Below are 22,718 nucleotides of genomic sequence, written 5' to 3' on the forward strand. Positions count from 1 at the left end.
GGGCAATCGTGGCCGGCGGCGTGCTGCTTCCGGTCCTGTTCGTTATTTTCATGCGATGGGAGCGGTGGACGCGCTCTCATCGCTGCATTGCTTTTTTAGCCGGAAATAAACAGCGAGAAAGAAACTTCCGCGCATTCAATTCGCATAATTGCACATTCCTGCTTTGATAGTTTCACGATGGGCTCTCAAATTATTGGCAGGTTTCGGAACGCTCCGATTTTCGCCCGGTTGTAGCGGTGGTTTTATGGCCACCCTTGGCACGTCCTCACACGCCAGGATGCCGTCAAAGAAAGTGCGAAGCAAGTGGGATTTATCCTGCAAATTCGCCGACTACGCTTACAACAACCGAGAGAAATCATAGTGAATCTTCGAGTCATTCTGGCGGACGATCATCCTTTCGTTCTGCTTGGCGTTCGGACTGCACTAGAAATGCATGCCGGTGTCACCATTGTCGGCGAAGCGGCTACGCCTGATTCTTTGCTCGAACTGTTGCAGAGCACGCCATGCGACGTGCTCGTCACCGACCTGACGATGCCTGAAGCATCCGGCGCAGTTGGAGACGGCCTGGATCTTGTCAGGCGAATCCGATCTGGCTGGCCATTGTTGCGCATTGTCGTGATGACGGCTCTGACGAATACCGCGATCCTGCGTGCCATCGTGTCAGACGGCGTAGTCAGCACGCTCAGCAAAACGGAAGCAATGAACGAGCTCTGGCAGGCGATCGAGGCGGGCTGTAAGGGAGATGTCTATGTCGGCCATTCCATCGTCGAAGCACTTGCACGGCCCCTGGATGAAGCCTGCGATCTGCCTCCGGTTCTACGTTTGTCCCGCAAACAGGCGGAAGTGATAAGAATGTTCGTACGTGGCCAATCGATCTCCGAAATCGCGGCGACACTCGGATGTCATCGTCGAACCGTTACCCGTCAAAAACGCGAGGCAATGGCTAAACTCGGTGTCGCCAACGATCCCGGTCTCTTTGCTTATATTCGCGCACATGGAGTTTATGAAAGTTAAATCGTATACCTAATCAATTGATCGATCGAACTCATTGAGCTATTTCAGAGCGATCTTATGTTTATCCTCCGAAATATGTTCAATGATCGCGGCAGGGCCAGTTGTTCCGGAGAGAGCGACAGGGAATCTAGGTAGGGGGGAGAAAAAGACGATGATTGACAACGCTGAATCAAGCACACCTGTTCGAGCCATCATCGCGGACGATCATCCACTGGTTCTGCTGGCGATCGAGAATCTGATGGTGGGCTATCCGAATATGCAAATCGTTGGCCGGGCTGCCGACGCCACAGAACTTTTCAAGGAGGTCGATCGTATTCCATGCGACCTCGTTCTCATGGACCTCTACATGCCAGGAGGCCTCTATGGCGACGGACTGGAAACGGTCAGGCAGCTCAAGTTGCGCTATCCCGATGTTCCACTGGTCGTACTCACCATGGAAACTGAAGCTGCCGCGCTTAAAAAGGTCATCGCGCTCGGTGCCGATGGGCTGATTAGCAAACGCGACCGGATCGATCTGATTCACGTGGCCGTCGTTACGGTGCTGGCTCACGAGTGTTATCTTGGGCCAGCGGTGCGATCGATGATTGCCGACGCAACGGTCATGCAGCGGCTCGATTTTGTCCGGCAAATGTTGTCGCGCCGCGAACTGGAGGTGTTCACGCTATACGCTTCCGGGCTCGGTGTAACGGAGATCGCTACGCGCGTGGGGCGCAGTGTCAAGACAATCAGCGCTCAGAAATGTACCGCGATGCGCAAGCTCGCTCTGCACAGCGACTCGGAATTGTTCCGTTTCGCCGTCGAGCACGGCGTGATCTCTGAAGATGGCCTGAGGAACCGGCGCTGAGCCGACGAGACGTCATGCCGGTCCGGTGGCGTGGCGACCAGAAGATGCACTTGGCACGTCCCGGGGATGCACGTCGCGTGCAGGGAGTGTCAGTCGATAAGACAACAAAAAATGACACAAAAGATCCGCGTCATCGTGGCCGACGATCACGATTGCGTTCGTGTTGGCGTGATGCGCCTGTTGCAAACGGCACACCACATCGAGATAGTTGGTGAGGCACCCGATACCCAAACGCTGGCCGAATTGCTCGACACCCATGCATGCGACGTCGTCGTGTCGGATATCGGCATGCCAGGCATTGACGGTGCCAGCAACGTCGTATCTTTCCTGCGTCGCCTGTTCCGGGTTCGGCCGCATCCCTGCGTCGTCGTGCTGACGATGATCTGCCATGCGCACATGCTTTCCGGACTGTTGCATCTCGGTGTGGCCGGAATCGTCGACAAGCGTGATACCGCCACGGCGTTGATCGAAGCGATCGAGGCAGCGATTAGCGGCCGCGTTTATTTATCGGATCAGGCGCGCGTCGCGATAGATGCATCCGAAGCGCCGCTGCAACCGCGCGCGGGCGTACTAAGCGCGCGCGAATGGGAGGTCTTCCAGCTTTATGTGCAGGGTCTGACCGTCAGCGAAATCGCGATACGTCTGGAGCGCAGCGGCAAGACCATCAGCACGCAGAAGCGTAGCGCGATGCGTAAGCTCGGTCTCGAGACGGAAAACGATCTGATCGACTATGCGAGACAGATAGGGTTGACCTGACAGTCGTGTGAGAGAACTGACCCTCGATTCTTTCGTTAGTTCTTAGGACTTTAGGAGTCTTCTGATTGGTTTGATGACATTGCCGCTTCATAGTTCTGAATTAGCTGAGGCTCGATTTCCACCGCGCTCCTGACGAAAACAGTCATTTCGCCATGCTGAGCAGTGTCGAGCCTGGAAAATTCAGGCAGATGTCTGGCGGTTGGAGTACGACGCCGTCTGCCATTTGTACAAATACTGGGAGGCGGGATGGTAGCGCTAGGCAAGCGGTTATTGGTCGAAGGGGTCGGGACGGCCTGGGTGGTGTTCATCGGCTGCGGCAGCATCGTATTGAACACCGGCGCGATCCAGCAAGGCTACGGCGTGCTGGAGGTGTCACTCGCATTCGGCCTCGCGCTTGTCACGGCGAGCTACGCTTTTGGCGCCATCTCTGGCGCGCACTTCAACCCGGCTGTAACGATCGGCTTCACGGCCGCGCACCGTTTCCCGGTTCGGGATCTACTGCCCTACATTGCCGCCCAGATTCTCGGGGCCATCGCAGCCGCAGCGCTGCTCGCTTACGTGGCGAGTGGCCGCCCCGGCTTCGACCTGGCCGCGAGCGAATTCGCGGCGAACGGTTTCGGCGACCATTCTCCGGCCGACTATCAACTTCATTCTGCGCTCGTTGTCGAACTTGCACTGTCGTTCGCTTTCGTCATGGCAGGTCTGATGGTGGCTTGCCGGCGACGGTTGCGGTCGATCGCACCGCTGATTGCCGGCGCGTGTCTGGTGATCGTATACATGGTGTCGATCCCGGTTACTAACGGCTCGATCAATCCCGCTCGTTCTACCGGTCAGGCGTTGTTCGTCGGCGACTGGGCACTCGACCAGCTTTGGCTGTTCTGGGCTGCGCCGTTGCTGGGCGGCGTCGCGGCCGGCGCGCTGTTTTCATTTCTCTGTGGCAAGTCCGGCCGGCATGCTTCGCCGCTCGCTCACAGGCAGGGCGATGTCGCGTGAGCGCAGCCTGATTTCAATTCGTGGGACCCTCTATGAAACTCCAACGCGCTGTCGCGGTTGGGCGCATGGTGCGACTTGTATCGCGGTGCCTGCTTGTAGTGTTCGCGTTTGTCATCGCGCAAATGCAATCGGCGGTGGCCCAGCCGTTCGCCAGTCCGCCGCATGTGTCAGTCGTCGGCGCCTTTCCCGCCACGTTGACCGTCGGCGTTCTGGCTAACGGGTGGTTGCCGTTCGACGGGCTTCAGGACGGTCGGCCAACCGGGTTGAGCGCGGACTATCTGCGCATGCTCGTTGGGCCGAATGTCGTGATCCAGTCCAAAGCGTTTCCCGATATGCCGCAACTGCTGGCCGCGGCCTGCGCCGGCAACGTCGATCTGGTCATGAGCCTCGCTCGCACGCCCGAGCGGGAGCGCTGCTTGAGTTTCACCGCGCCGTACTTTCGAGCGTCGGCGTCGGTCGCGGTCCGCCGCGACGGCGATGCGTATGCGAATGCCGCTCAGCTTGCCGGTGCGCGCCTCGCGGTAGAGAAAGGATTTGCGCTGGAACGCTCGTTACGCGAGCGCTTTCCACACGCCCAGCTCGAAACTTTCGCCAGTACGCACGCGGCGCTCAAAGCGGTCGCGCAGGGCGATGCCGATGCCTATCTCGGTTTTACTCCGGCCGTTCAGTACGCGCTGGCCACCGAGGAATTCCGCGGACTGCAAGTCGCTTTCGAGGAGCGCGGCAGACTCGCCGACTTGCGCTTTGCCGTGCCACGCAGCCGGGCGGCGTTGCGTGACCAGCTCGATCGCGCGCTCGCATCAGTGAATCCAGCCGACGACACGGCGATCCGCGTGCGCTGGCTATCCGGCAGCTTCGACGCCCAAGCTGCGTCTACTGCGCGGCGCCTCGTACTGACACCGCAGGAGCAAGCCTGGCTCCGTTCGCTACCGCCGTTGCAAGTCGGTTTCGATAGCGGGTGGCCGCCTTTCAGCTATGTCGATGAGTCTGGTCATCCTGCCGGCATAGCAGCCGAATATCTGGACTATCTGAGCCGTGCGCTGGGCGTCGCGTTCAACCGCGCTCATACAGCCGACTGGCCCGCGACAATCGAAGCCTTCCAGCACGGCGATCTGGCGATTCTGGCCACCTCCTCAAGCAACGATCCACGTCTGAAGAGTGCGCTGCACACCCGTGCATACGAAAGCTATCCGCTTGTGATCGTTGGTCGTGAAGACGAACCGGCCGCGCGCGCGCTCAACGATTTCGCGTCGCGGCGGATTGTGGTCTCGTCGCATATCGCCGGCTCGATCCCGCTCGCGATCGACAATATTCCGGCCGCCAACATTGCTGTCGCGCCCAGTTTGGACGACGCTCTCAAGATGGTCGAGAACGGCCAGGCAGACGTACTGGTTGGCAACGTAGCCGCTGTTGATGTCCTGCTCAAGCAGCATTACGCCGGTGTGCTCAAGATCCTCGGCACGGTCGGCGAAACCGACGCGCTCGGCTTCGCGGTGCGCCCTGATCTGGGCCCACTCGCCGGCCTGATCGACCGCGCATTGCTGGCTATGCCGCTGGCTGAGAAACAGCGCATCCGTCAGAAGTGGGTGACCGGCAGTACGGGAGAGCAGGGAACATGGAGCGTTACCGCGGTGCGCCTTTTGCCGTTGCTGATCGGCATCGGTCTCATATTGCTGGTCACGCTGCGCGCATATGTGCTGTTGCAACGCGAAGTCAGGCTGCGCAAAAAGACCGAACGCGAACTGGCGCTACAGTTGAACTTCCAGGAAACCATGATGGAGATGGTTCCCTATCCGCTCGTCGCCAAAGATCTGAATGGACGCTACATCGCGATCAACCGGGCGTATGAAGAAGCGTGTGGTTTACGTCGTGACGCGGTGATCGGGCGCACGGCCGTGGACGTCCAGACCTGGGGCGAAGCCAACAGCCGCGTTCTGGATGAGCTCATACGCCAGATGCTGACAGACGGCGAACCCGCACAGGCTGAACTCCAGTTTGAACGTGGTACCGGCGACCTTCGGCACGGCCTGTTCTGGACACGGATCTGTCGCAGCGGCGACGGCAAGCCGATCTGTGTGCTCGGAACGATGGTAGACGTTACCGATATCCGGCGTGCTGAAATGCTCGCGCGCGAAACCGAGCGGCGCCTTTTCGACGTAACGCGCTCATTGCCGGCCGTCGTATTTCAACTGCACCGCACCGCGGACGGCGCGTATTCCTTTCCATATATTGGCGGCGACACGCGTCATCTGCTGGGTGGCGACCGTGCCTCGTCGGTTAGCCGCGAAGAGATCGACTTCGGACGCGTGTGCGAAGAGGACCGGCCTTTCGTGCTGGCCGAGCTGGAACGATCGGCGCGTTGCGAAACGCCGGTGAATATGGAGTTTCGCTTCGGAGTCGGGCATGAGCTCAAGTGGGCACGTGCGGAACTGGCGCCGCGCCGCGAGAAGGATGGAAGCGTTGTGTGGAGCGGCTATTGGGTGGACGCGAGTGTCGAGCACGCGCGGGCCGAGGAACTCGCGCGAGCGCGCGACGTGGCCGAAGCCGCATCACGCGCAAAAGACGACTTTGTCGCGATGATGAGTCACGAAATCCGTACGCCGATGAACGGCGTGCTCGGGCTTGTCGAAGTGCTGGAGCGCACGCCGCTCAACGCGGATCAAGGTGAAATGCTGAGCATGATCCATGAATCGGCGGGTGCATTGTTGCAGATTCTGGACGACCTGCTCGACTATTCGAAGATCGAAGCGGGCCGGCTGACTATCGAAGCCGAACCCATCGACATGCGCGAGCTGGTCGACAATGCCGTCGGTCTGCTCGCGGGCCGCGCCCACGAAAAGGGGCTGAAGGTACGGGTGGATATTGCCTCCGAAGTTGCGGCTACGCTTCGTGGTGACAGCGTGCGATTGCGGCAGATTCTGTTCAATCTGCTTGGCAACGCCATCAAGTTTACGCCGCAGGGCGAGGTCGATGTGCAGGTTGCGGTCGTCGACCAGACCTGCGACGGCCAAGCGATCGAGATGATCGTCCGGGACACCGGCATCGGTATTCCACCGGAGGTGCAGGCGCGGCTGTTCGAACCGTTCGTGCAGGCGGAATCGTCGACCACACGCCGCTTCGGCGGCACCGGTCTAGGCCTGACAATCTGCCGCAAACTGATCGATCTGATGAATGGCACCCTTGAATTGCATAGCGAGCCAGGGGTCGGCACGCGCATGACTGTGCGCCTCACCATGCCTGTGGCATCGCTGAGTTACTCCGTTAGCGGCTTGCGCGGCAAGCGCGGCGTCGTGGCGACGGGTGACGCACGGGTCGCGCAGGCGCTGATGCATTTCGGCCAGGCTCTCGGACTCGAGTTGCGCCGCATGTCGCCCGATGCGGCCGAGCTTGGCGATCCGGCCGCCATGGCAGGTGTGGATATGATTTTCGCGAGTGAAGATGTGGTATTGCCTGCAAACATCGGGCCCGGTACGCCGATCATCTGCCTGACCGAGAAGCCGAAGCCGACCGGCTACCGTATTCTCGACAACAACGTGCGCGTCAGTATCAACCCGATCTCGTGGCGCGGCCTCGGCGCGGCGTGCGCCGCGGCGATGACGGGGCTGCCTTCGGTGGCGCCGCGTTCTGCGGGCATGCCGCGCATGGCTGAAGGCGCTTCCGTGCCGCCGGACCGCGAACGGGCTATTGCCAGCGGACGACTGATCCTGGTTGCAGAAGACCATCCGGTCAATCAGGAGTTGATCCGTCATCAACTGGCCTTGCTCGGTTTTGCCTGCGACGTGACGAACGACGGTGTCGAGGCACTGGCCGCGCTCGAGCAAACCAGCTATGGATGTCTGATCACAGACTGCCACATGCCGAACCTATCCGGCTATGAACTGGCACGGAGCATCCGGGAGCAGGAGCAGGGTGGTGCGCACCATCTGCCGATCCTGGGTATTACTGCGAACACCGCGCCAGAAGACCTGAAGCTATGTCGCGACGCGGGCATGGATGACTGCCTTGTCAAGCCGACGCGGCTTGCTACGCTACGTGACTACCTGAGCCGTTGGTTCGGTACTGACAGCGCATGGCAAGCTGCGCCTGCGGAAACTGTCAGCGCGCCGCCGGTTTCCGTGCCGGATGCGCGCGGCGGCCCCGAGCCATTCGTCCCAGTCGACCTGGGTCACATGACGCAGTTATGGGGGAGCGAATCGACTGTTAAGGCATTGCTCGATTCGTTCGTTTCGTCGGTGCGCGACGACGTGCAGGCATTGCCGCCGCTACTCGAGTGCGTCGAGGTCGAGCGTCTGCGCGAGTGGCATCATCGGGTGGCGGGGGCGGCGAGCGTGTTGCAGTACCCGCCGCTGCTTAACGCTTTGGAAGACTACCACCGGGACATCACCGTCAAGACCCCGGAACGCTTGCGCAGTGACGGGCTGGCGTTGGCGAGTAAGTGCAATGCGATGCTGGATGGAATCGAGGAGCAGGCTGCTTTGCTTGCGTGACGTTTTGTCGCACGGCAGCGAGGCTGCGGCGCCTTGCTCGGGTGATCGCATTGGCGCCCTCGAGCGTGAACCCGGGCGGCGAATCGGGCGGGCGAAAAAAAACGCGGCCGAAGCCGCGTTAAAGATTTGGAGACATCCCTCGATGAAGGAGTCACTTCTCGCAGTCGGGAGCATAACCGGGACTGCGTAAAAGATTCATTACGAATTGCGCAATTAACTGTTTGTAAATATCGATGAAAGCGTCGGCCCGGCTCTGTTTCGAAAATAGTCGACGGTGAATTCGACAAATGAGCGCGTTTTGGCGGACACGTGCCGGCGTCCAGGATACACCAACGAGACTTCCTTGTCGGCACCTTTGATTCGGTAGTCCGGCAACACCTGCACAAGCGCACCGCTCATCAGGTCCGCCGAAACATGATTCTCCGGCAGGATGGTAATACCCATGTCGGCGAGCGCCGCCTGGCGCAACATTACCGCGTTGTTGACCGCGTAAATGGCCTCCATGTTGGCGGTTTCTTCTATTCCGTTGGTGTCGACGAAACACCATTGCGCGCTGTGAACATTGGTTGACGGCGCCAGAAGTGGGTGCGCCGCAAGTTGCGCAGGGGCGGCCGGCATGCCGCGCGCGGCGAGGTAGGCTGGCGTTGCAACCGCCACCGAGCGGACCTTGAATAACGCACGCTTGATCAATGTGCCGCCTCTGACCTGCCCCGGGACCACGATGCCGACGTCGAAACCCTGTTCAATCAGATCCACTGGCCGGTGCAGCAGTGTCACCGACAATTTGACCCGCGGGCACTGCAAGCGATAACGCTCCAGCAGCGGTGTCAGTCCGAACAGTGAAAACGACGCGACAGCCATCAGTTTCAGTGTGCCGGACGGGTCGTTCGCACGCTGGGAGACGCTGGACTCCATCGCTTCCAGTTGTTCAAGGAGTTGCCGGCAGCCGTCGGCATAGGCGAGGCCCGCTTCGGTTAGCGACAGGCTGCGTGTGGTTCGGTTGACGAGTCGCGTATCGAGGTGCGTTTCGAGCAGGGCGACATAGCGTGTCACCACCGCATTGGAGATATCCAGACTCGCTGCCGCGCGCCCGAAGGAACCGTTTTCGGCGACTTTCAGAAAGACGCGCATGGCCTGCAGCTGATTCATCGTGACAATGGGCTTGAGCGGGAAGTGCCAGGGTGGGGCAGTCTTCGGTTGAGCGCGTGAGAGGCTCGTGCTGGCTACCGCAGTTGCCAGATGCAGGAAGGCGACGCACGTGTGAGGGGGCATGGTAATAGCTGCAAAAAATATTCGGCACGAGAACCTGCCGAATGGCTGCTGAGAGAATTCAGATTGGGCGATGTTGTGGAGTCGCAACGCTTTAATTAGATAAGTAAAGCTAAATATATAACAAGATAAATGGGTCGCCTTGTGGATCAGGGTTCGCCGATATTCTCCGGCTGGGTTTTCGACTAATTCAAAAAATCTTTTGTGCGAACGCGCGTGGTGTTCCTGAAAGTTGGGCACCTAAACTCCGCTCTGCAGATCAAGTTGGTGTGCGGTGAACGCATCCTGGGATGCAGCCCTTATCCAGCCTTCAATCGCGCTATGCAAATGAATCGAGTCGAAGACTCAATAACCACACGTTATCTGGAACAACATGAAAAAGATTCTGATTCTCGCGGCGGTCTCCGCGACGTTCGCCAGCGCCGCCAATGCGCAAAGCAGCGTGACGCTTTATGGCATCGTCGATGCTGGCTTCACGTATGTGAACAACGAAGTGTCGGCTAGCGATGCTTCGAAACACTCCGCCGCATACAACCTGACGAGTGGCAATCTGTCGGGCAGCCGCTGGGGCATGCGCGGTCGTGAAGATCTCGGCGGTGGTTACGCGGCCATCTTCACTTTGGAAAACGGCTTTAGCGTGGCCAACGGCGCCAACGCGCAAAGTGGCCGCAGCTTCGGCCGTCAGGCGTTCGCGGGTATTTCGAGCGACTACGGCACGGTTACGCTGGGCCGTCAGTACGACTCCGTTGTCGACTATCTCGGCCCGCTGACGGCGACCGGCACCTGGGGTGGCACGTACTTCGCACACCGTGGCGATAACGACAACGCCAATGCGTCCGTGCGCATCAACAACTCGGTGAAGTACCAGAGCGCAAACTATGACGGCTTCTCGTTCAGCGGCCTGTACGGATTCTCGAATCAGGCAGGCGCCTTCGCGAACAATCGCGCCTATAGCGCGGGCATGGGCTATTCGAATGGTGGCCTGAAACTGGCGGTAGGTTACCTCCAGGCTCAAGGTCTTGGCGGCAATGCGAACGGCGCGATCCAGGACGGTGCGCCGAACATTGGTGTGGCGGGCGAACGTCAACGGCAGCGCACGTGGGGTGCCGGGGGCAGCTATGCATTTGGCCCGGCAACGGTCGGCCTCGTCTACACGCAAAGCCGTTTCGACTTCGCGTACAACGACGCCTCTGTGCGTTACAACAACTACGAAGTCAACGCGCGCTATAACCTGACGCCGGCGCTCGCATTCGGCGCGGCTTACACGTACACGCAAGCGTTGCAGCGCGCGCCGGGTACGTCGAACGGGTCGAGCCACTGGAATCAGTTCGGCCTGCAGGCTGACTATGCGCTGTCGAGGCGCACCGACCTGTACGCTGAAGGCGTCGCGCATATCGGCGCGGTCGGCGCGCAGGTGTTCGGCACCGACGCGCCGTCGTCGGGCAAGAACCAGGTGGTTGTGACGACGGGTATCCGTCACCGCTTCTAAAGCATTGCTACACGAAGAAAAAGGCACCGCTCGCGGTGCTTTTTTCGTTGGTGCGTGCGAGCGCCAGGTGCTGCGATGTCGTCGGGCGCTGGCGCAAACGGGCTCGACGGATTTGCACTAGTATGTGGTGGCTCTGCGCGTGGCCGAAATGTCGGTGCGGCGGTGCATCAAAGTCCGGAGAAGACCATGATTGCGCTTCGAAAACTGAATTTTTCTGTGGTGGTGTGGGCGCTGGCGTCGGGCGTCGCCTTCGCGGATACGGTGGCGTTGAAGGCCGATCTCGAGCCCTCGAGCGAAGTGCCGCCGCGCGTGAGTCACGGGCACGGCATGTTGAACGCCACGTTCGATACGTCGACCAGGTCCCTGCAATGGACGGTCACCTATGAAGGGCTGAGCGGCCCGGCAAGCGCCGCGCACTTCCACGGTCCGGCGCCGGTCGGGCAGAACGCCAAGGTCCAGGTGCCGATCGCAAAGGATGCGCTCGCGAGCCCGATCAAAGGATCGACGGCGCTCACCGAACAGCAGGTGACGGATCTGATGGCGGGGCAGTGGTACTTCAACGTCCATACCGAGCAGAATCCGACGGGCGAGATTCGCGGGCAGGTTTTGCCGGCGAACTAGGCAAGAGGAAAGTCGCGCGCGGTGGCGCGGGCGCCTTGTCAGGATTAGAAGCCGTCATCCACCGGCGCGGTGGCGAACGCACGTACCATGAAGGGACACTATCGAAGGAGCGTGTCCCAATGAGCTGGCAAAGCGCACTCGCGTGCTGGTATCTGCGTAGGCAGTTTCGACCGCAAACCCTCAAGCCGGGTATCAATGTCGAGAGAGCGCGTGAACTCACAAGCGGGCGCGCCTGGTCGCCGCGTGTGCCGGGCGGCTGGCGTCTGCGCGAGTCGTATGGACCGGACGATCGGCCGCTGCGGGGTGAGTGGATCGAGCGCGCGGACGACCTAACCCTTTCCCGGAGCGGCCCGATCGTGTTGTATTGCCACGGCGGCGGTTATTACTTCTGCTCGCCACGTACGCATCGCTCCATCGTATTCGGCCTGGCCACGCGTGCGAATGCACCGATCTTTTCCGTCGACTATCGGCTCGCACCGGAACACCGCTTTCCGGCCGCGCTCGACGATGCGACCGCAGCCTACCGTCAGCTGGTCGCGGACGGCACGGCGCCCGAGTCGATCGTGATCGCGGGGGATTCCGCGGGCGGCGGTCTTGCGCTTGCTACGCTGATTGCCTTGCGCGACGCCGGCGATCCGCTGCCTGCCGGCTGCCTGCTGTTCTCGCCGTGGACCGATCTGGCCGCCACCGGCGCCACCATCCGCACCAACGACGGCCTCGACCCCATGTTCAGCGGTCCAGCCATTGGACCCGCAGCCAGGCTCTATCTCGGCGAAACGCCCGCCACGCATCCCTACGCTTCGCCGCTCTATGCCGACCTGCAGGGCTTGCCGCCACTCTTCATCATGGCGGGCAGCACCGAGGTATTGCTCGACGACTCGCAACGCGTTGCCGACAAAGCGCGTGCGGCGGGCGTCGACTGCGAATTCGAAGTGTGGAAGAAGATGCCGCACGTCTGGCCACTGTTCTCTCCGTTCATTCCCGAAGCGAACCGCGCGCTCGACCGCGCCGCGGCTTTTGTGCAGCGTGTGACGAGCGGCGCGACGAAGGCCGCTCAGCCATCCAGGGTGACGTCCATCGCCTGATAGGCGGCCTCGACCGTTTCGTGGCCGTATCGCCGCTCCAATCGACGCACGGTGAAGTGGCCGTGCGCGACCTGCTGGAAGTGGTCGATGAACACCGTATTGACCATTGCGCCGAGCACCGCGCCAATCGCCGGAATCGACTTGGCGGCAATCTGCTCGCTCACCTGCACCGAAAAGCGCGCGGCAATCGTGTTGAGCAGACGCAGCAATGCCGCGGAGCCATGCGCGGAGAAGCCTTTCGTGGCGATTTCTGATGAAGCCTTCGACACCGCCTGCGCCAGCGCGCCGCGCATGATGAAGTAGCCGAAGTCGGCGTCCTCGTCGGCTTTCGAGGTGCCGCCCATGCCGAGCACTGTCAGGCATTGCAACTGCGTGTCGATCGACGTCAGATCCTCGCCCTCGCTGCGCGCGATGTCGCAGATCGAGCGGAACATCAGCGTGGTCGTGACCGGCAACTCGACGGGCAGCGCGAACAGACCGAAGGCGCCGCCGGCCGCGCCGGTGGTGGCCACGGCGAACTTGTGCAGCAGGTTGCTCGGCTTGTCGGGCACGATCAGTGGCGAGGCGCCGGCCTGCCGCCCCAGCGTGCGCAGCGCGATCGAGAGGCACTTGCGCAACGCCAGCTCTGTCGCATCCGTCACCTTCTCGTTTGCAAAAGCCGGCATGCGCGAGAGCAACTTTTCGAGCGGCGAGCCGACGATGCTGGCCAGTTTCATCGCCAGCGCGGGGCTTTCCAGTTCGTGTTTCGCGCGTCGCAGCGCGCCCAGGTCTTCGTCCGATAAGGATTGTGATGCGAGCGAACCCGGCTCCATGTGCCTCCCTGGCGTCATGTTGTTGTCCATTCTTCAGTCGATTGCCGGTGCGGTGAACCGCATCGGCGGGTTCCAGCTTAGAGCATCACCTCGTGGTATGATTCCCAATCGTTTGACGAGTCAACTGTTGCTCTATCAAAAATGGCTGTCCATACCGCGGCCCACCACTCGAGTGGGCAAGTTTTACCTTTCCGTGAATCGTTACTGGCGATGCTCGGCATTTCCTTCGTCTCGATGCTGGTCGCACTGGACCAGACGGTGGTCGGCACCGCGTTGCCCACGATCGTTTCGGAGCTGAAGGGTTTTGAGCTTTATGCGTGGGTCGCCACGTCGTATTTGCTGACCTCCGTGATTACCGTGCCGATCTTCGGCCGGCTCGGCGATTACTACGGGCGCAAGCCATTTGTGATCGCATCGATCGTCGTGTTCACGGCGGCTTCGGTGCTGTGCGGCGCCGCCAACAACATGCTGTTCCTCGTGCTCGCGCGCGGCTTGCAGGGCATCGGCGGCGGCATGCTGGTCGGCACCGCCTTCGCGTGCATCCCCGATCTCTTCCCCGACTCGGTCGTGCGACTGCGCTGGCAGGTGCTGATGAGTTCGGCATTCGGTATTGCGAACGCGGTGGGGCCGTCGCTCGGCGGCTTTCTCACGCAGTACTACGGCTGGCGCTCGGTGTTCTATGTGAATCTGCCGGTCGGCTTGCTATCGCTGTTTTTCGTCTGGCGCTTCCTGCCGCATCTGCGACACGTCGAGCACGAAGGCAAGATGCGGCTCGATTGGCCCGGCGCGCTGCTGATCGCGGTGGCGCTTGGCTCGCTGCAGTTGTTTGTCGAGTTGTTGCCGAAGCACGGTGTCACGTTGAGCGCCTTCGCCCTGCTCGCCTTGAGCGTCGCCTCGGCGTACGGGTTGTGGCAGTGGGAAAAGCGCTGCCCGACGGCGATTTTGCCCGTCGACATGTTTCGTAATCGCAGTCTGGCTGCACTCTTCACGCTCGCCGTGCTGGGCGGCTTCACGATGTTCTCGTTGCTGTTCTACGCACCGTTGCTGTTCCAGGGCGGCTTCGGGATGTCGCCGAACGAAGCGGGGCTCGTCATTACGCCGCTCGTCGTGTTCATCACGATCGGCAGTATTGCCAACGGACGTATTGTCTCGCGTGTGCGCAATCCGAATCTGATGCTGCATATCGGCTTCGCGCTGGTGGCGCTGGCGTGCCTCGGTGTGGTCGTCGCGACGCGCTCCATGCCGCATTGGCTGTTAATGTCGTTCATGATGGCCGGTGGCCTCGGTCTCGGTTTCGTGATGCCGAATCTGACGATCTTCGCGCAGCAGACAGCCGGCCGCGAACACCTCGGTATCGCCACTGCGCTGCTGCAGTCGCTGCGGATGATCGGCGGGATGATCGGCACGGCGCTGACCGGCACGCTAATCAGTCATATGTACGCGAGCGGCGTGCGCAGCGCGCTGGAAAACGATCACGCGTCGCAGTGGTTCTCCGATCTCGGCGACCCGCAAATCCTGATCAATCGCGACGCACAAACCACCTTGCTCGGCCAGTTGACGCATGCGGGCCACAATGGCGCGATGCTGCTCGAGAGCGCCCGCGAGGCGCTCGTTTCAGCAATTCATCTGGGTCTCGCACTGGCGGCGATCATCGCCGTGGTGTCCGTGTGGCAAAGCCGCCGTGTGCCGCCGATCAAGCTCCAGCGCAAGGTCGAGCCGGTGATTCACGCGGATTGATTTTTTTTAGCCTTGCCCTTTTTACTGACAGATTATGGAAGAACAGGATCGCGTCGCCGTCATGCAGCAATTCGGCCGCACTTATAGGGCGTTCATGTCGGCGTTCGAGGCCCAGGTCGGCCATCCGTTGCCGCGCTGGCGCATTCTGCTCGCGCTGTACGAGCAGGCCGGCGAGTCGTCGCAGAAGCGACTGGTCGAGCGCTTGCGCGTCGATCCGGGCGCGCTCACGCGGCAGTTGAAAACGCTTGAGGGTTTGGGCTGGATTGCTCGCAGCATGGATACGCGCGATAACCGCGTGACCAATGTGCGGTTGACCGAAGCGGGGCAGTCGGCGATCGAAGCCAGCCTGCCTGCCCGCAACGCTTTTTTGCACGACACAATAGCGGCGTTGCCCGACGATGCGCTGAGCGCGCTGTCGGGGGCTTTGATGATGCTGGAAGTGCGGATCGGCGAAGTGGCGGCATCCGCCAATGCTGCAAGCGCGGACTCTGCCGCTCCTCTGCAAGCGCTAGACGCGGCTGGCATGGCCCGGGCACGTTAGATCACACAGACGAACGAGCGTCGATTTAGCGCCACGGCCGCTGCGAATCACACGACCTGAACCGAGGTCATGAACGTCACACGTGTCACGAACGGCGCGCCGCTTCACCGCGAAGCGCGCCGTTTGCGTCAAGATCAGAAGAACGTTTCGATCACTTCGGTGACGCGATACGACGGATCGACCACCAGTACCTGACGCCATTTGTCGAACGTCAGGCACGGATGCGAGATGTCGAACGCGATCATGTCGCCCACCTTCAGATCGGCGCCCGCTGGAATCCGCAGATACGCGTGCTGGTCCATCAAGCCAAAAATCTCCCAGCCTTCGCTGGCCGCGATATCGCGCGGCGCTTCGGTGCCCGGACGATAGTGGCGCGACGGTTCAGGCATGCCCGCGTCGAATGCGGAATCGCGTTTGCCCAGACCGATGATTGCGCGATCCGGTTCCGGAATCGATTGCACGTACGCCCACAGTTGCAGCGCCGGCAACAGGCCTTCGCCCATTTTCTTTGCGACCGGATTGCGCGCGAAGATATCTGTTTGCGCCTTGCGGTAGACACCGACGTCATGCGTCAGATAGCAGCCGGGCCGCAGCACGACTTCGACCTTGCCGGTCTCCGAAGCCTTCACGAATTCTTCCGCGACCACGTCGTACCAGGCCGAGCCGGCGCCTGACAAAACGGCCGGCGTGCGGGCAAAACGTCCTTCTTCGACGAGCGCGCGCGTCACAGCGACAGCGCTCTGCAGGAACTCGCGCACTTCATGTTCTTCTTTCAGCACGCCTTCATACAATTCGACGCCCGCCAGCTTCAACACATCCGGATAGCGTGCGATTGCCTCGAGCACCGCGTTGCGCTGTGCTTCGTCGCGCACGCCGGTACGGCCGCCCGGCACGCCGAGCTCGAGCAGCACCTGTAGCGGCTTGCGCACCGAGGTGAAAAACTGCCCCAGTTGCTCGACGCCCTCGACCGAATCGACGAGGCAGAAGAACTCGAAATCAGGGTCGCTCAGCAACTCGGCGATCATCATCATGTTGCGGCGGCCGACCAGCTGGTTGGCCATCAGGATCCGCGAAACGCCGCCGTGATAGGCCGAGCGCACCTGATGCGCGGTGGCGAGCGTGATGCCCCATGCGCCCGTTTCGAGTTGACGGCGAAACAGCTGCGGCGCCATGGTGGTTTTGCCGTGCGGCGCGAGCTTGACGCCGTATTCCGCGACGAACGCCTGCATCCACTTCAAGTTGTGTTCTACACGATCCGCGTACAGCACCGCAGCGGGCAGGCTCACGTCTTCGTTCAGCAGGTTCCACTCGAGGCGCGCGGCATCCGTAAGTTGGATACTGGTGCCCGGAACCATGCCCAAGCCCTTGCTATAAGGATCAATCGTTGCGCCCTGATAGTTTGTAACTTTCATGTCTCCCTGCTCCATCGTCCAGTTAAATTGAATCAAAGTTGACTTTACTATGTTACCGAAAGTACGATGGTTGAAGAAATGTTATTTAATACCACGGCTTGCCGGAGGCGTTTTGTAAGCCTTCGCGAGACCCCCACAGTCCGCAATGAACTCAACCGCCGAACCGCTGGCTTTCGACATCGTCGCGCGCATCGCCGAGTGCGCGCCGGAATTGCGTTCGGCCGAACGGAAGGTTGCAGCACTGATTCTCGACGATCTGACCGGTGCATCGCGTGCCAGCATTGGCGCGCTCGCGCAGCAGGCCGAAGTGAGCGTCGCGACCGTGACGCGCTTTGCCAAGGCGGTCGGTTGCCGCGACGTACGGGAGTTGAAGCTGCGGCTCGCGCAGGCGGCCGCCGTCGGTCAGCGCTTCCTGCAAGCGGGCGGACCCACGGATGCGCCCGAGCCCATCGCCACCCGCGTGTTCGACGAACTGCAGACCGCGCTTGCCCATAACCACCAGTTGCTGCGCCAGGCGCCTTTAGATGAAGCGGCGGCCGCGTTGCGCGCCGCGCGAATGATCTATGTGTTCGGCATGGGCGGTGGCTCGACTGCATTGGCCGACGAGATGCGCTTCAGGCTCGTGCGCCTTGGCCGGCCGGTTGCGACCTATCAGGACGGCTTGTTGCAGCGCATGGTGGCGAGCACGGTATCGCGTGAGTGCGTGGTGATCGCGTTGTCCACCACCGGGCGCGTGCCTGAGATGGTCGAGAACTGCAAGATCGCGCGCAGCTACGGCGCGACGGTGATCGCTCTGACCGCGCCGGCTTCGCCTTTGGCCAAACTGGCGGATTGGGTGATCCCGATCGTCGCCTTTGAAACCGATTTCATTTACAAGCCATCGTCGTCGCGTTACGCCATGATGATGGCGCTCGATGTACTCGTCACCGAACTTGCCGTCAGTCAGGGTGACGAGAGCCGCGAATTGCTGCGCCGCATGAAGCACGCGCTCGACGCGCACCGTGGTGGCGGCGATCGACAACCGTTAGGAGACTGATCCATGCATTCGCATCCCGAAGCCGCCGATACGCTGATCGTTGGCGCGCAACTGTACGACGGCACGGGCGCACCGCCGGTCGAACGCGACGTTGCGATCCGCGACGGCCGCATTGCCGCGATCGGCAATCTGTCGAACTGGCTTGCTGAAGAGGTGATCGAGGCCAACGGCCGCGCGCTGGCGCCCGGTTTCATCGACGTTCATACACATGACGACACGCACGTGATCCAGTCGCCGCAAATGCTGCCGAAGATCACCCAGGGCGTGACGACGGTGATCGTCGGCAATTGCGGGATCAGTGCGTCGCCGGTGTCGCTGAAGGGCGATCCGCCAGATCCCATGAACCTGCTCGGCGAACGCGACGCGTTTCAATACCCGACCTTCGCTGCCTACGTCGAGGCGGTGAACGCCGCGCGTCCCGCGGTGAATGTCGGCGCGCTGATCGGACACACGGCATTGCGCAGCAATCAGATGGACCGGCTCGACCGCGCGGCGACCGCGGAGGAAATCGACGGAATGCGGGCGCAGCTCGAAGAGGCGTTGTCGAACGGCGCATTGGGTTTGAGCTCGGGACTCGCGTACGGCTCAGCGTTCTCCGCGCCGACCGAAGAAGTGATGGCGCTGGCTGAACCGCTCGCCGCCGCTGGCGCGCTTTACACGACGCACATGCGCACCGAGTTCGACGCGATTCTCGACGCAATGGACGAAGCGTATCGGGTGGGCCGTCACGCGCATGTGCCGGTGGTGATTTCGCATCTGAAGTGTGCGGGGCCGTCGAACTGGGGGCGCAGCGAAGAAGTGCTGAAGTCGCTCGAGGGCGCGGGCCGTTTGCAGCCGATCGGCTGCGATTGCTATCCGTACAACCGCAGTTCGTCGACGCTCGATCTGAAGCAGGTCACGGGCGACATCGACATCACGATTACGTGGTCGGAGCCGCATCCCGAGATGGCGGGCAAGCTGATCAAGGAAATTGCCGCGGAGTGGGGTGTCACGCAACAGGAGGCGGGCAAGCGTTTGCAGCCGGCGGGTGCGGTGTATCACAACATGTCCGAGGAGGACGTGCGGCGCATTCTGTCGCATCCTGCGACGATGGTCGGCTCAGATGGTTTGCCGAACGATCCGTTGCCGCATCCGCGCTTGTGGGGCGCGTTTCCTCGCGTGCTTGGGCATTACGTCCGTGACGCCGGTTTGCTGCCGCTCGAAGAGGCGGTGCGCAAGATGACCAGCTTGTCGGCGCGCCGGTTTGGCTTGGCGCAGCGGGGCGAGGTGCATATCGGTTATCACGCGGATCTGGTGTTGTTCGACCCGGCCAGGGTGCGCGATGCGGCGACGTTCGAGAAGCCGCAGCAGGCGGCGGACGGGATCGATGCGGTGTGGGTGAACGGTGTGTTGACTTACCGCGACGGCGCGGTGACCGGTGAGCGGGCAGGGCATTTTGTGGCGCGCGGCGCGGCGTCGAAGGGTGATGCGCACGGCGCGTTTTGAATTTGGTTTTCTGATCAATGCGGCATGCGTATTTGTTGGCGCGTGCCGGACTTTTTAAGGAGTTGGATGATGAAGCGATATGGCGTTGAAGGTGGCAAGGGTACTGGTGGTCAACATATGCCCTTTGCTCGGGCAGTCGAAGCGGATGGCTGGTTGTTCGTTTCCGGGCAGACGCCGATGGAGAACGGTGAGGTGATCAACGGCGGGATCGTTGAGCAATCGCACAAGGCGATTCAGAATGTTTTCGCTATCCTGAAAGAAGCCGGGTATGGGGCGGAGCATGTCGTTCGCTGTGGCGTGTGGCTCGATGATCCGCGTGATTTTGCTTCTTTCAATAAGGTGTTTCGGGAGTATTTTGGCGAGAATCCGCCAGCGCGGGCCTGTGTGGTTTCGTCGATGGTGATCGATTGCCGGGTTGAGGTTGATTGCGTTGCGTATAAGAAGCCTTCGGCTTAGACGGTTTTTTTTGTTCGCCGTAGGCGGTGGCTAGGTTTTTTTGTCTGTATGCCTACGGCGTTGATCCTTTCCTTGATTTGTTTGCCTGCTCGGCGCTTGTTCGTCTGTATGCCTGCGGCTTTGGCCTTTCCTTGATTTGTTATTGGTCTATTAGCGTCGCCCCTGTGCGGGGCAGGCACCTACTTTTCTTTGCCTGCTGCAAAGAAAAGTAGGCAAAAGAAAGCAGCTCAAACCGCTAACTCATAAGTGGGTCCCCTGGCTTGGAGGGGGTAGTGGTGCATCTGGAATCCGTGCCCTCGCACCTTCAGCGTGAGTGACAAAGGATTCATCAGCGCCCCCTCCGCACTGCGTGCGTCGCGGATGGGTCTGCATGGGAAACCCGAGGCTTCGTTTACGCGTGGTGGGAACCATCGGCTTTGCCTCGGCGAAGTGCCGAATGAAGCGCGACTGCAAACCATAATGGACGGTTTTATGAAGTGCGCTTCGGCGCGCGCAGCGCCGACGGAAGTATGACTGCCTTGTCACCAGGGCTGAATGTGCGAGGGCACGGATTCCAGATGCACCACTACCGCAACTGCGCGGGGGACCCGCTTATGTGCTGGCGGTGTGAGCCGCTTTCTTTGCTTATCTTTCTTTGCGGCGGCGGCAAAGAAAGTAAGTGCCGCCCCGCACAGGGGCAACGCTAATAGACCACTAACAAAACAAGGAAAGGCCAACACCACAGGCCCACAGAACCAAGCGCCGCGCAGGCAAAAAATCAGAAAAAGACCAACGCCGCAGGCATACAGAAGAACAAGCGCCGCAGGCAAAACCTCCCCCTTATTGCCGCGCCAACCGCAAATTATCCGGCATCGGCAAATTGTAATTCGTGCGGAACGGATTAATATCCAGCCCGCCGCGGCGGGTATACCGCGCATAAACAGCAAGCTTCACCGGCCGACAGGCCTTCATCACATCGATAAAAATCCTCTCGACACACTGCTCATGAAACCCGGTGTGATTCCGATAGGAGATGATGTACCTCAGCAAACCCGCATGATCGATCTGCGGCCCGACGTAATGAATTTGCACGCTGCCCCAGTCAGGCTGCCCGGTCACCGGACAATTGGATTTCAGCAAGTTAGAGAACAACGTCTCTTCGACAGGCGCTTCATCAAGCGCAGCCTTGAGCAACGAAGCATCAGGCTGATAAACATCCGTGTCCAGATCGAGCCGGTCCAGCGACAAGCCTTCAAACTCTTCCATCTGCAGCTTGCCGAATTCATACGGCGCAGCCAGATGAACAGAAACGGTCGCGCCACACGAAGCGGAAACATCGCGCTTGATCGTGTCACGCACAATTTCCATCGACTCGAACGCGGTCTGCGCAAACGACCCCAGATAAAGCTTGAACGACTTCGACTCGACAATATTCGGCGAATCAGCCGGCACAAAGAAAGTCGCCACCGCAATCTGCGGCTTGCCGCGCGCGTTCAGCCAGGAAAGCTCGTAAGCATTCCAGATGTCCGTGCCGAAAAACGGCAACTGCGCGCCGATCCCAATCGCTTCGCGTGCATTCTTCCGGGCAATCGGAAAGAGCAGCGAAGCGTCATATTGTTCGGTGTAAGCGGAAGGCTTACCCAGCGGTGACTGTTCAGGTGTCATGATGCGTTCACGATGCCACTCAGCACGTGCCCCGTCGCCGTCACGACGCGGGCCGATTCGCAATGGCCAATTTGGTCGTCGAAGAAAAAGTCCGGCTCGAACTCGCGCAAAAATGCGCTCTTGTCGAGGCCGCCGAGGAACATCGCTTCGTCGATTTCGATGTTCCACGCCATCAAGGTACGGATCGCGCGCTCATGTGCCGGAGCCGAGCGCGCCGTTACCAATGCCGTACGAATATGCATCGGTGCGGCTTCGTCCGCGAGTTTCTGCAACCGGTGCAGCGCTTCGAGCAACGGCTTCAAAGGCCCATCTGCGAGCGGTAAATCCTTGTTGTGAATCTCATGGCCAACGAACGCTCGCAGGCCATCTTTCTGGAACACGCGCTCGGCTTCGTCGGAAAACAGCACGGCGTCGCCGTCGAAGGCAATCCGGATTTCGTCCGGATACTTACTCGCCATTTTCGCCGATTCGGGCAAGACGCGCGCGGCCGGAAATCCCGCAGCCAATGCATCGCGCACATCCTCCTGATTCGCGGACAAGAACAGCGACGCGTTCAACGGCTTCAGATAGCCAAATGGTGCGCGCCCACGGGTAAACACGCCACGTTCGATCGCCAGCCCATATTCCCTGCATGAATGAAATGCGCGCAATCCGCTAATCGGATCGCTGCGCGACAGGATCACGACTTCGACCCGGTGACCGCCTGCATTCAACGCGAGCAGCTTGCGGATCAGCGGAAACGCGACGCCCGGTTTGGCGGGCACGGCCAGCCGCTCGCGCTGCAACGCCTCGTACGCCTGCAGATCGCCGTCCTCGTACACGCGGTTCTCTTCCTCGAAGTCGAACAGCGCGCGCGACGAGATTGCCACCACCAATTTGTCGACAAGCGAAATAGCCATCTGCGCGTTTCAGTCCTGAAAGTTCAAGCGAGGAACAAGCGATAAACAGGATTCTGCGTCTCTTCCCAGTACGGATACCCGAGCGTCGCGAGAAAGCGTTCGAACTCGCTGTTCTCGCTCTCCGGCACCTGGATGCCA

Annotated in this window: 18 protein-coding genes; 13 read left to right on the top strand and 5 right to left on the bottom strand. The window is 60.7% G+C overall.

The window, feature by feature from the left end; all coding sequences use genetic code 11:
• The first annotated feature begins 360 nt into the window (after positions 1 to 360).
• From KHO31_RS19610 to KHO31_RS19630, 5 genes are all read left to right on the top strand, one after another.
• Positions 361 to 1,014 carry a response regulator transcription factor gene (locus tag KHO31_RS19610; protein WP_201072378.1) on the top strand — a complete coding sequence of 218 codons (654 nt, stop codon included), beginning with the start codon at positions 361 to 363 and terminating at the stop codon, positions 1,012 to 1,014.
• 151 nt (positions 1,015 to 1,165) lie between these two features.
• A complete protein-coding gene (locus KHO31_RS19615; RefSeq protein WP_201072448.1) occupies positions 1,166 to 1,858 on the top strand; it encodes a response regulator transcription factor in 693 nt (230 codons plus the stop codon).
• A gap of 111 nt (positions 1,859 to 1,969) precedes the next feature.
• The gene (locus KHO31_RS19620; RefSeq protein WP_201072380.1) at positions 1,970 to 2,614 is read left to right on the top strand and encodes a response regulator transcription factor; all 645 of its coding nucleotides are present in this window, start codon (positions 1,970 to 1,972) and stop codon (positions 2,612 to 2,614) included.
• Positions 2,615 to 2,860: 246 nt separating this feature from the next.
• Positions 2,861 to 3,607, top strand: a complete 747-nt coding sequence (gene aqpZ / locus KHO31_RS19625; RefSeq protein WP_201072382.1) for an aquaporin Z — start codon at positions 2,861 to 2,863, stop codon at positions 3,605 to 3,607.
• Positions 3,608 to 3,672: 65 nt separating this feature from the next.
• Positions 3,673 to 8,094 carry an ATP-binding protein gene (locus KHO31_RS19630; protein WP_201072449.1) on the top strand — a complete coding sequence of 1,474 codons (4,422 nt, stop codon included), beginning with the start codon at positions 3,673 to 3,675 and terminating at the stop codon, positions 8,092 to 8,094.
• 213 nt (positions 8,095 to 8,307) lie between these two features.
• On the opposite strand, the gene KHO31_RS19635 is transcribed toward KHO31_RS19630, so the two are convergent.
• Entirely contained in the window at positions 8,308 to 9,603 is a 1,296-nt protein-coding gene (locus tag KHO31_RS19635; RefSeq protein ID WP_236071326.1) for a LysR family transcriptional regulator, read from the bottom strand.
• Positions 9,604 to 9,736: 133 nt separating this feature from the next.
• Between KHO31_RS19635 and KHO31_RS19640 the strand changes: the two genes are divergently transcribed.
• The 3 genes from KHO31_RS19640 (at position 9,737) to KHO31_RS19650 (ending at position 12,558) form a co-directional block, all read left to right on the top strand.
• Positions 9,737 to 10,852 carry a porin gene (locus KHO31_RS19640; protein WP_211623990.1) on the top strand — a complete coding sequence of 372 codons (1,116 nt, stop codon included), beginning with the start codon at positions 9,737 to 9,739 and terminating at the stop codon, positions 10,850 to 10,852.
• A 186-nt stretch (positions 10,853 to 11,038) separates the two neighbouring features.
• Complete coding sequence (locus KHO31_RS19645; RefSeq protein WP_211623992.1) at positions 11,039 to 11,473, top strand: CHRD domain-containing protein; 435 nt, start codon at positions 11,039 to 11,041, stop codon at positions 11,471 to 11,473.
• Between the two features lie 119 nt (positions 11,474 to 11,592).
• Positions 11,593 to 12,558, top strand: coding sequence for an alpha/beta hydrolase (locus KHO31_RS19650; RefSeq protein WP_211623994.1), 966 nt, complete (start codon positions 11,593 to 11,595; stop codon positions 12,556 to 12,558).
• On the opposite strand, the gene KHO31_RS19655 is transcribed toward KHO31_RS19650, so the two are convergent.
• Entirely contained in the window at positions 12,528 to 13,370 is an 843-nt protein-coding gene (locus KHO31_RS19655) for an EcsC family protein (RefSeq protein WP_201072451.1), read from the bottom strand. The two genes, KHO31_RS19650 and KHO31_RS19655, sit on opposite strands and share 31 nt — an antisense overlap.
• Positions 13,371 to 13,511: 141 nt before the next feature.
• Here KHO31_RS19655 and KHO31_RS19660 point away from each other — a divergent pair, with 141 nt between their 5' ends.
• Positions 13,512 to 15,107, top strand: coding sequence for an MDR family MFS transporter (locus tag KHO31_RS19660; RefSeq protein ID WP_201107876.1), 1,596 nt, complete (start codon positions 13,512 to 13,514; stop codon positions 15,105 to 15,107).
• 34 nt (positions 15,108 to 15,141) lie between these two features.
• Complete coding sequence (locus tag KHO31_RS19665; RefSeq protein ID WP_201072392.1) at positions 15,142 to 15,648, top strand: MarR family winged helix-turn-helix transcriptional regulator; 507 nt, start codon at positions 15,142 to 15,144, stop codon at positions 15,646 to 15,648.
• A 134-nt stretch (positions 15,649 to 15,782) separates the two neighbouring features.
• On the opposite strand, the gene KHO31_RS19670 is transcribed toward KHO31_RS19665, so the two are convergent.
• Complete coding sequence (locus KHO31_RS19670; protein ID WP_201072394.1) at positions 15,783 to 17,060, bottom strand: amino acid deaminase; 1,278 nt, start codon at positions 17,058 to 17,060, stop codon at positions 15,783 to 15,785.
• 145 nt (positions 17,061 to 17,205) lie between these two features.
• Here KHO31_RS19670 and KHO31_RS19675 point away from each other — a divergent pair, with 145 nt between their 5' ends.
• The 3 genes from KHO31_RS19675 (at position 17,206) to KHO31_RS19685 (ending at position 20,037) form a co-directional block, all read left to right on the top strand.
• Positions 17,206 to 18,096 carry a MurR/RpiR family transcriptional regulator gene (locus KHO31_RS19675; RefSeq protein ID WP_121109252.1) on the top strand — a complete coding sequence of 297 codons (891 nt, stop codon included), beginning with the start codon at positions 17,206 to 17,208 and terminating at the stop codon, positions 18,094 to 18,096.
• Positions 18,097 to 18,099: 3 nt separating this feature from the next.
• The gene (locus tag KHO31_RS19680) at positions 18,100 to 19,581 is read left to right on the top strand and encodes an N-acyl-D-amino-acid deacylase family protein (protein ID WP_201072396.1); all 1,482 of its coding nucleotides are present in this window, start codon (positions 18,100 to 18,102) and stop codon (positions 19,579 to 19,581) included.
• A gap of 69 nt (positions 19,582 to 19,650) precedes the next feature.
• On the top strand, positions 19,651 to 20,037 hold the full coding sequence (locus KHO31_RS19685) for a RidA family protein (protein WP_028200605.1): 387 nt from the start codon (positions 19,651 to 19,653) through the stop codon (positions 20,035 to 20,037).
• Positions 20,038 to 20,856: 819 nt separating this feature from the next.
• Here KHO31_RS19685 and queF read toward each other — a convergent pair.
• Both queF and KHO31_RS19695 read right to left on the bottom strand, forming a co-directional pair.
• Positions 20,857 to 21,681: an NADPH-dependent 7-cyano-7-deazaguanine reductase QueF gene (gene queF / locus KHO31_RS19690; protein WP_201072398.1), complete on the bottom strand. Its 825-nt coding sequence runs from the start codon at positions 21,679 to 21,681 to the stop codon at positions 20,857 to 20,859.
• The gene (locus KHO31_RS19695) at positions 21,678 to 22,580 is read right to left on the bottom strand and encodes a 5'-nucleotidase (protein WP_201072400.1); all 903 of its coding nucleotides are present in this window, start codon (positions 22,578 to 22,580) and stop codon (positions 21,678 to 21,680) included. The genes queF and KHO31_RS19695 overlap by 4 nt, the downstream gene beginning before the upstream one ends.
• Positions 22,581 to 22,718 lie beyond the last annotated feature (138 nt).

Origin of the sequence: Paraburkholderia domus (genome assembly GCF_905220705.1) — a bacterium.
Taxonomy (GTDB): Bacteria; Pseudomonadota; Gammaproteobacteria; order Burkholderiales; family Burkholderiaceae; genus Paraburkholderia; species Paraburkholderia domus.

What these genes read in the sequence shown, in the direction of transcription:
- KHO31_RS19615 (WP_201072448.1), top strand. Translation starts at nt 1,166, where the DNA reads ATGATTGACAACGCTGAATCAAGCACACCTGTTCGAGCCATCATCGCG.
- KHO31_RS19620 (WP_201072380.1), top strand. Translation starts at nt 1,970, where the DNA reads ATGACACAAAAGATCCGCGTCATCGTGGCCGACGATCACGATTGCGTT.
- aqpZ (WP_201072382.1), top strand. Translation starts at nt 2,861, where the DNA reads ATGGTAGCGCTAGGCAAGCGGTTATTGGTCGAAGGGGTCGGGACGGCC.
- KHO31_RS19630 (WP_201072449.1), top strand. Translation starts at nt 3,673, where the DNA reads ATGGTGCGACTTGTATCGCGGTGCCTGCTTGTAGTGTTCGCGTTTGTC.
- KHO31_RS19640 (WP_211623990.1), top strand. Translation starts at nt 9,737, where the DNA reads ATGAAAAAGATTCTGATTCTCGCGGCGGTCTCCGCGACGTTCGCCAGC.
- KHO31_RS19645 (WP_211623992.1), top strand. Translation starts at nt 11,039, where the DNA reads ATGATTGCGCTTCGAAAACTGAATTTTTCTGTGGTGGTGTGGGCGCTG.
- KHO31_RS19650 (WP_211623994.1), top strand. Translation starts at nt 11,593, where the DNA reads ATGAGCTGGCAAAGCGCACTCGCGTGCTGGTATCTGCGTAGGCAGTTT.
- KHO31_RS19655 (WP_201072451.1), bottom strand. Translation starts at nt 13,370, where the DNA reads ATGGAGCCGGGTTCGCTCGCATCACAATCCTTATCGGACGAAGACCTG.
- KHO31_RS19660 (WP_201107876.1), top strand. Translation starts at nt 13,512, where the DNA reads ATGGCTGTCCATACCGCGGCCCACCACTCGAGTGGGCAAGTTTTACCT.
- KHO31_RS19665 (WP_201072392.1), top strand. Translation starts at nt 15,142, where the DNA reads ATGGAAGAACAGGATCGCGTCGCCGTCATGCAGCAATTCGGCCGCACT.
- KHO31_RS19670 (WP_201072394.1), bottom strand. Translation starts at nt 17,060, where the DNA reads ATGAAAGTTACAAACTATCAGGGCGCAACGATTGATCCTTATAGCAAG.
- KHO31_RS19675 (WP_121109252.1), top strand. Translation starts at nt 17,206, where the DNA reads ATGAACTCAACCGCCGAACCGCTGGCTTTCGACATCGTCGCGCGCATC.
- KHO31_RS19680 (WP_201072396.1), top strand. Translation starts at nt 18,100, where the DNA reads ATGCATTCGCATCCCGAAGCCGCCGATACGCTGATCGTTGGCGCGCAA.
- KHO31_RS19685 (WP_028200605.1), top strand. Translation starts at nt 19,651, where the DNA reads ATGAAGCGATATGGCGTTGAAGGTGGCAAGGGTACTGGTGGTCAACAT.
- queF (WP_201072398.1), bottom strand. Translation starts at nt 21,681, where the DNA reads ATGACACCTGAACAGTCACCGCTGGGTAAGCCTTCCGCTTACACCGAA.
- KHO31_RS19695 (WP_201072400.1), bottom strand. Translation starts at nt 22,580, where the DNA reads ATGGCTATTTCGCTTGTCGACAAATTGGTGGTGGCAATCTCGTCGCGC.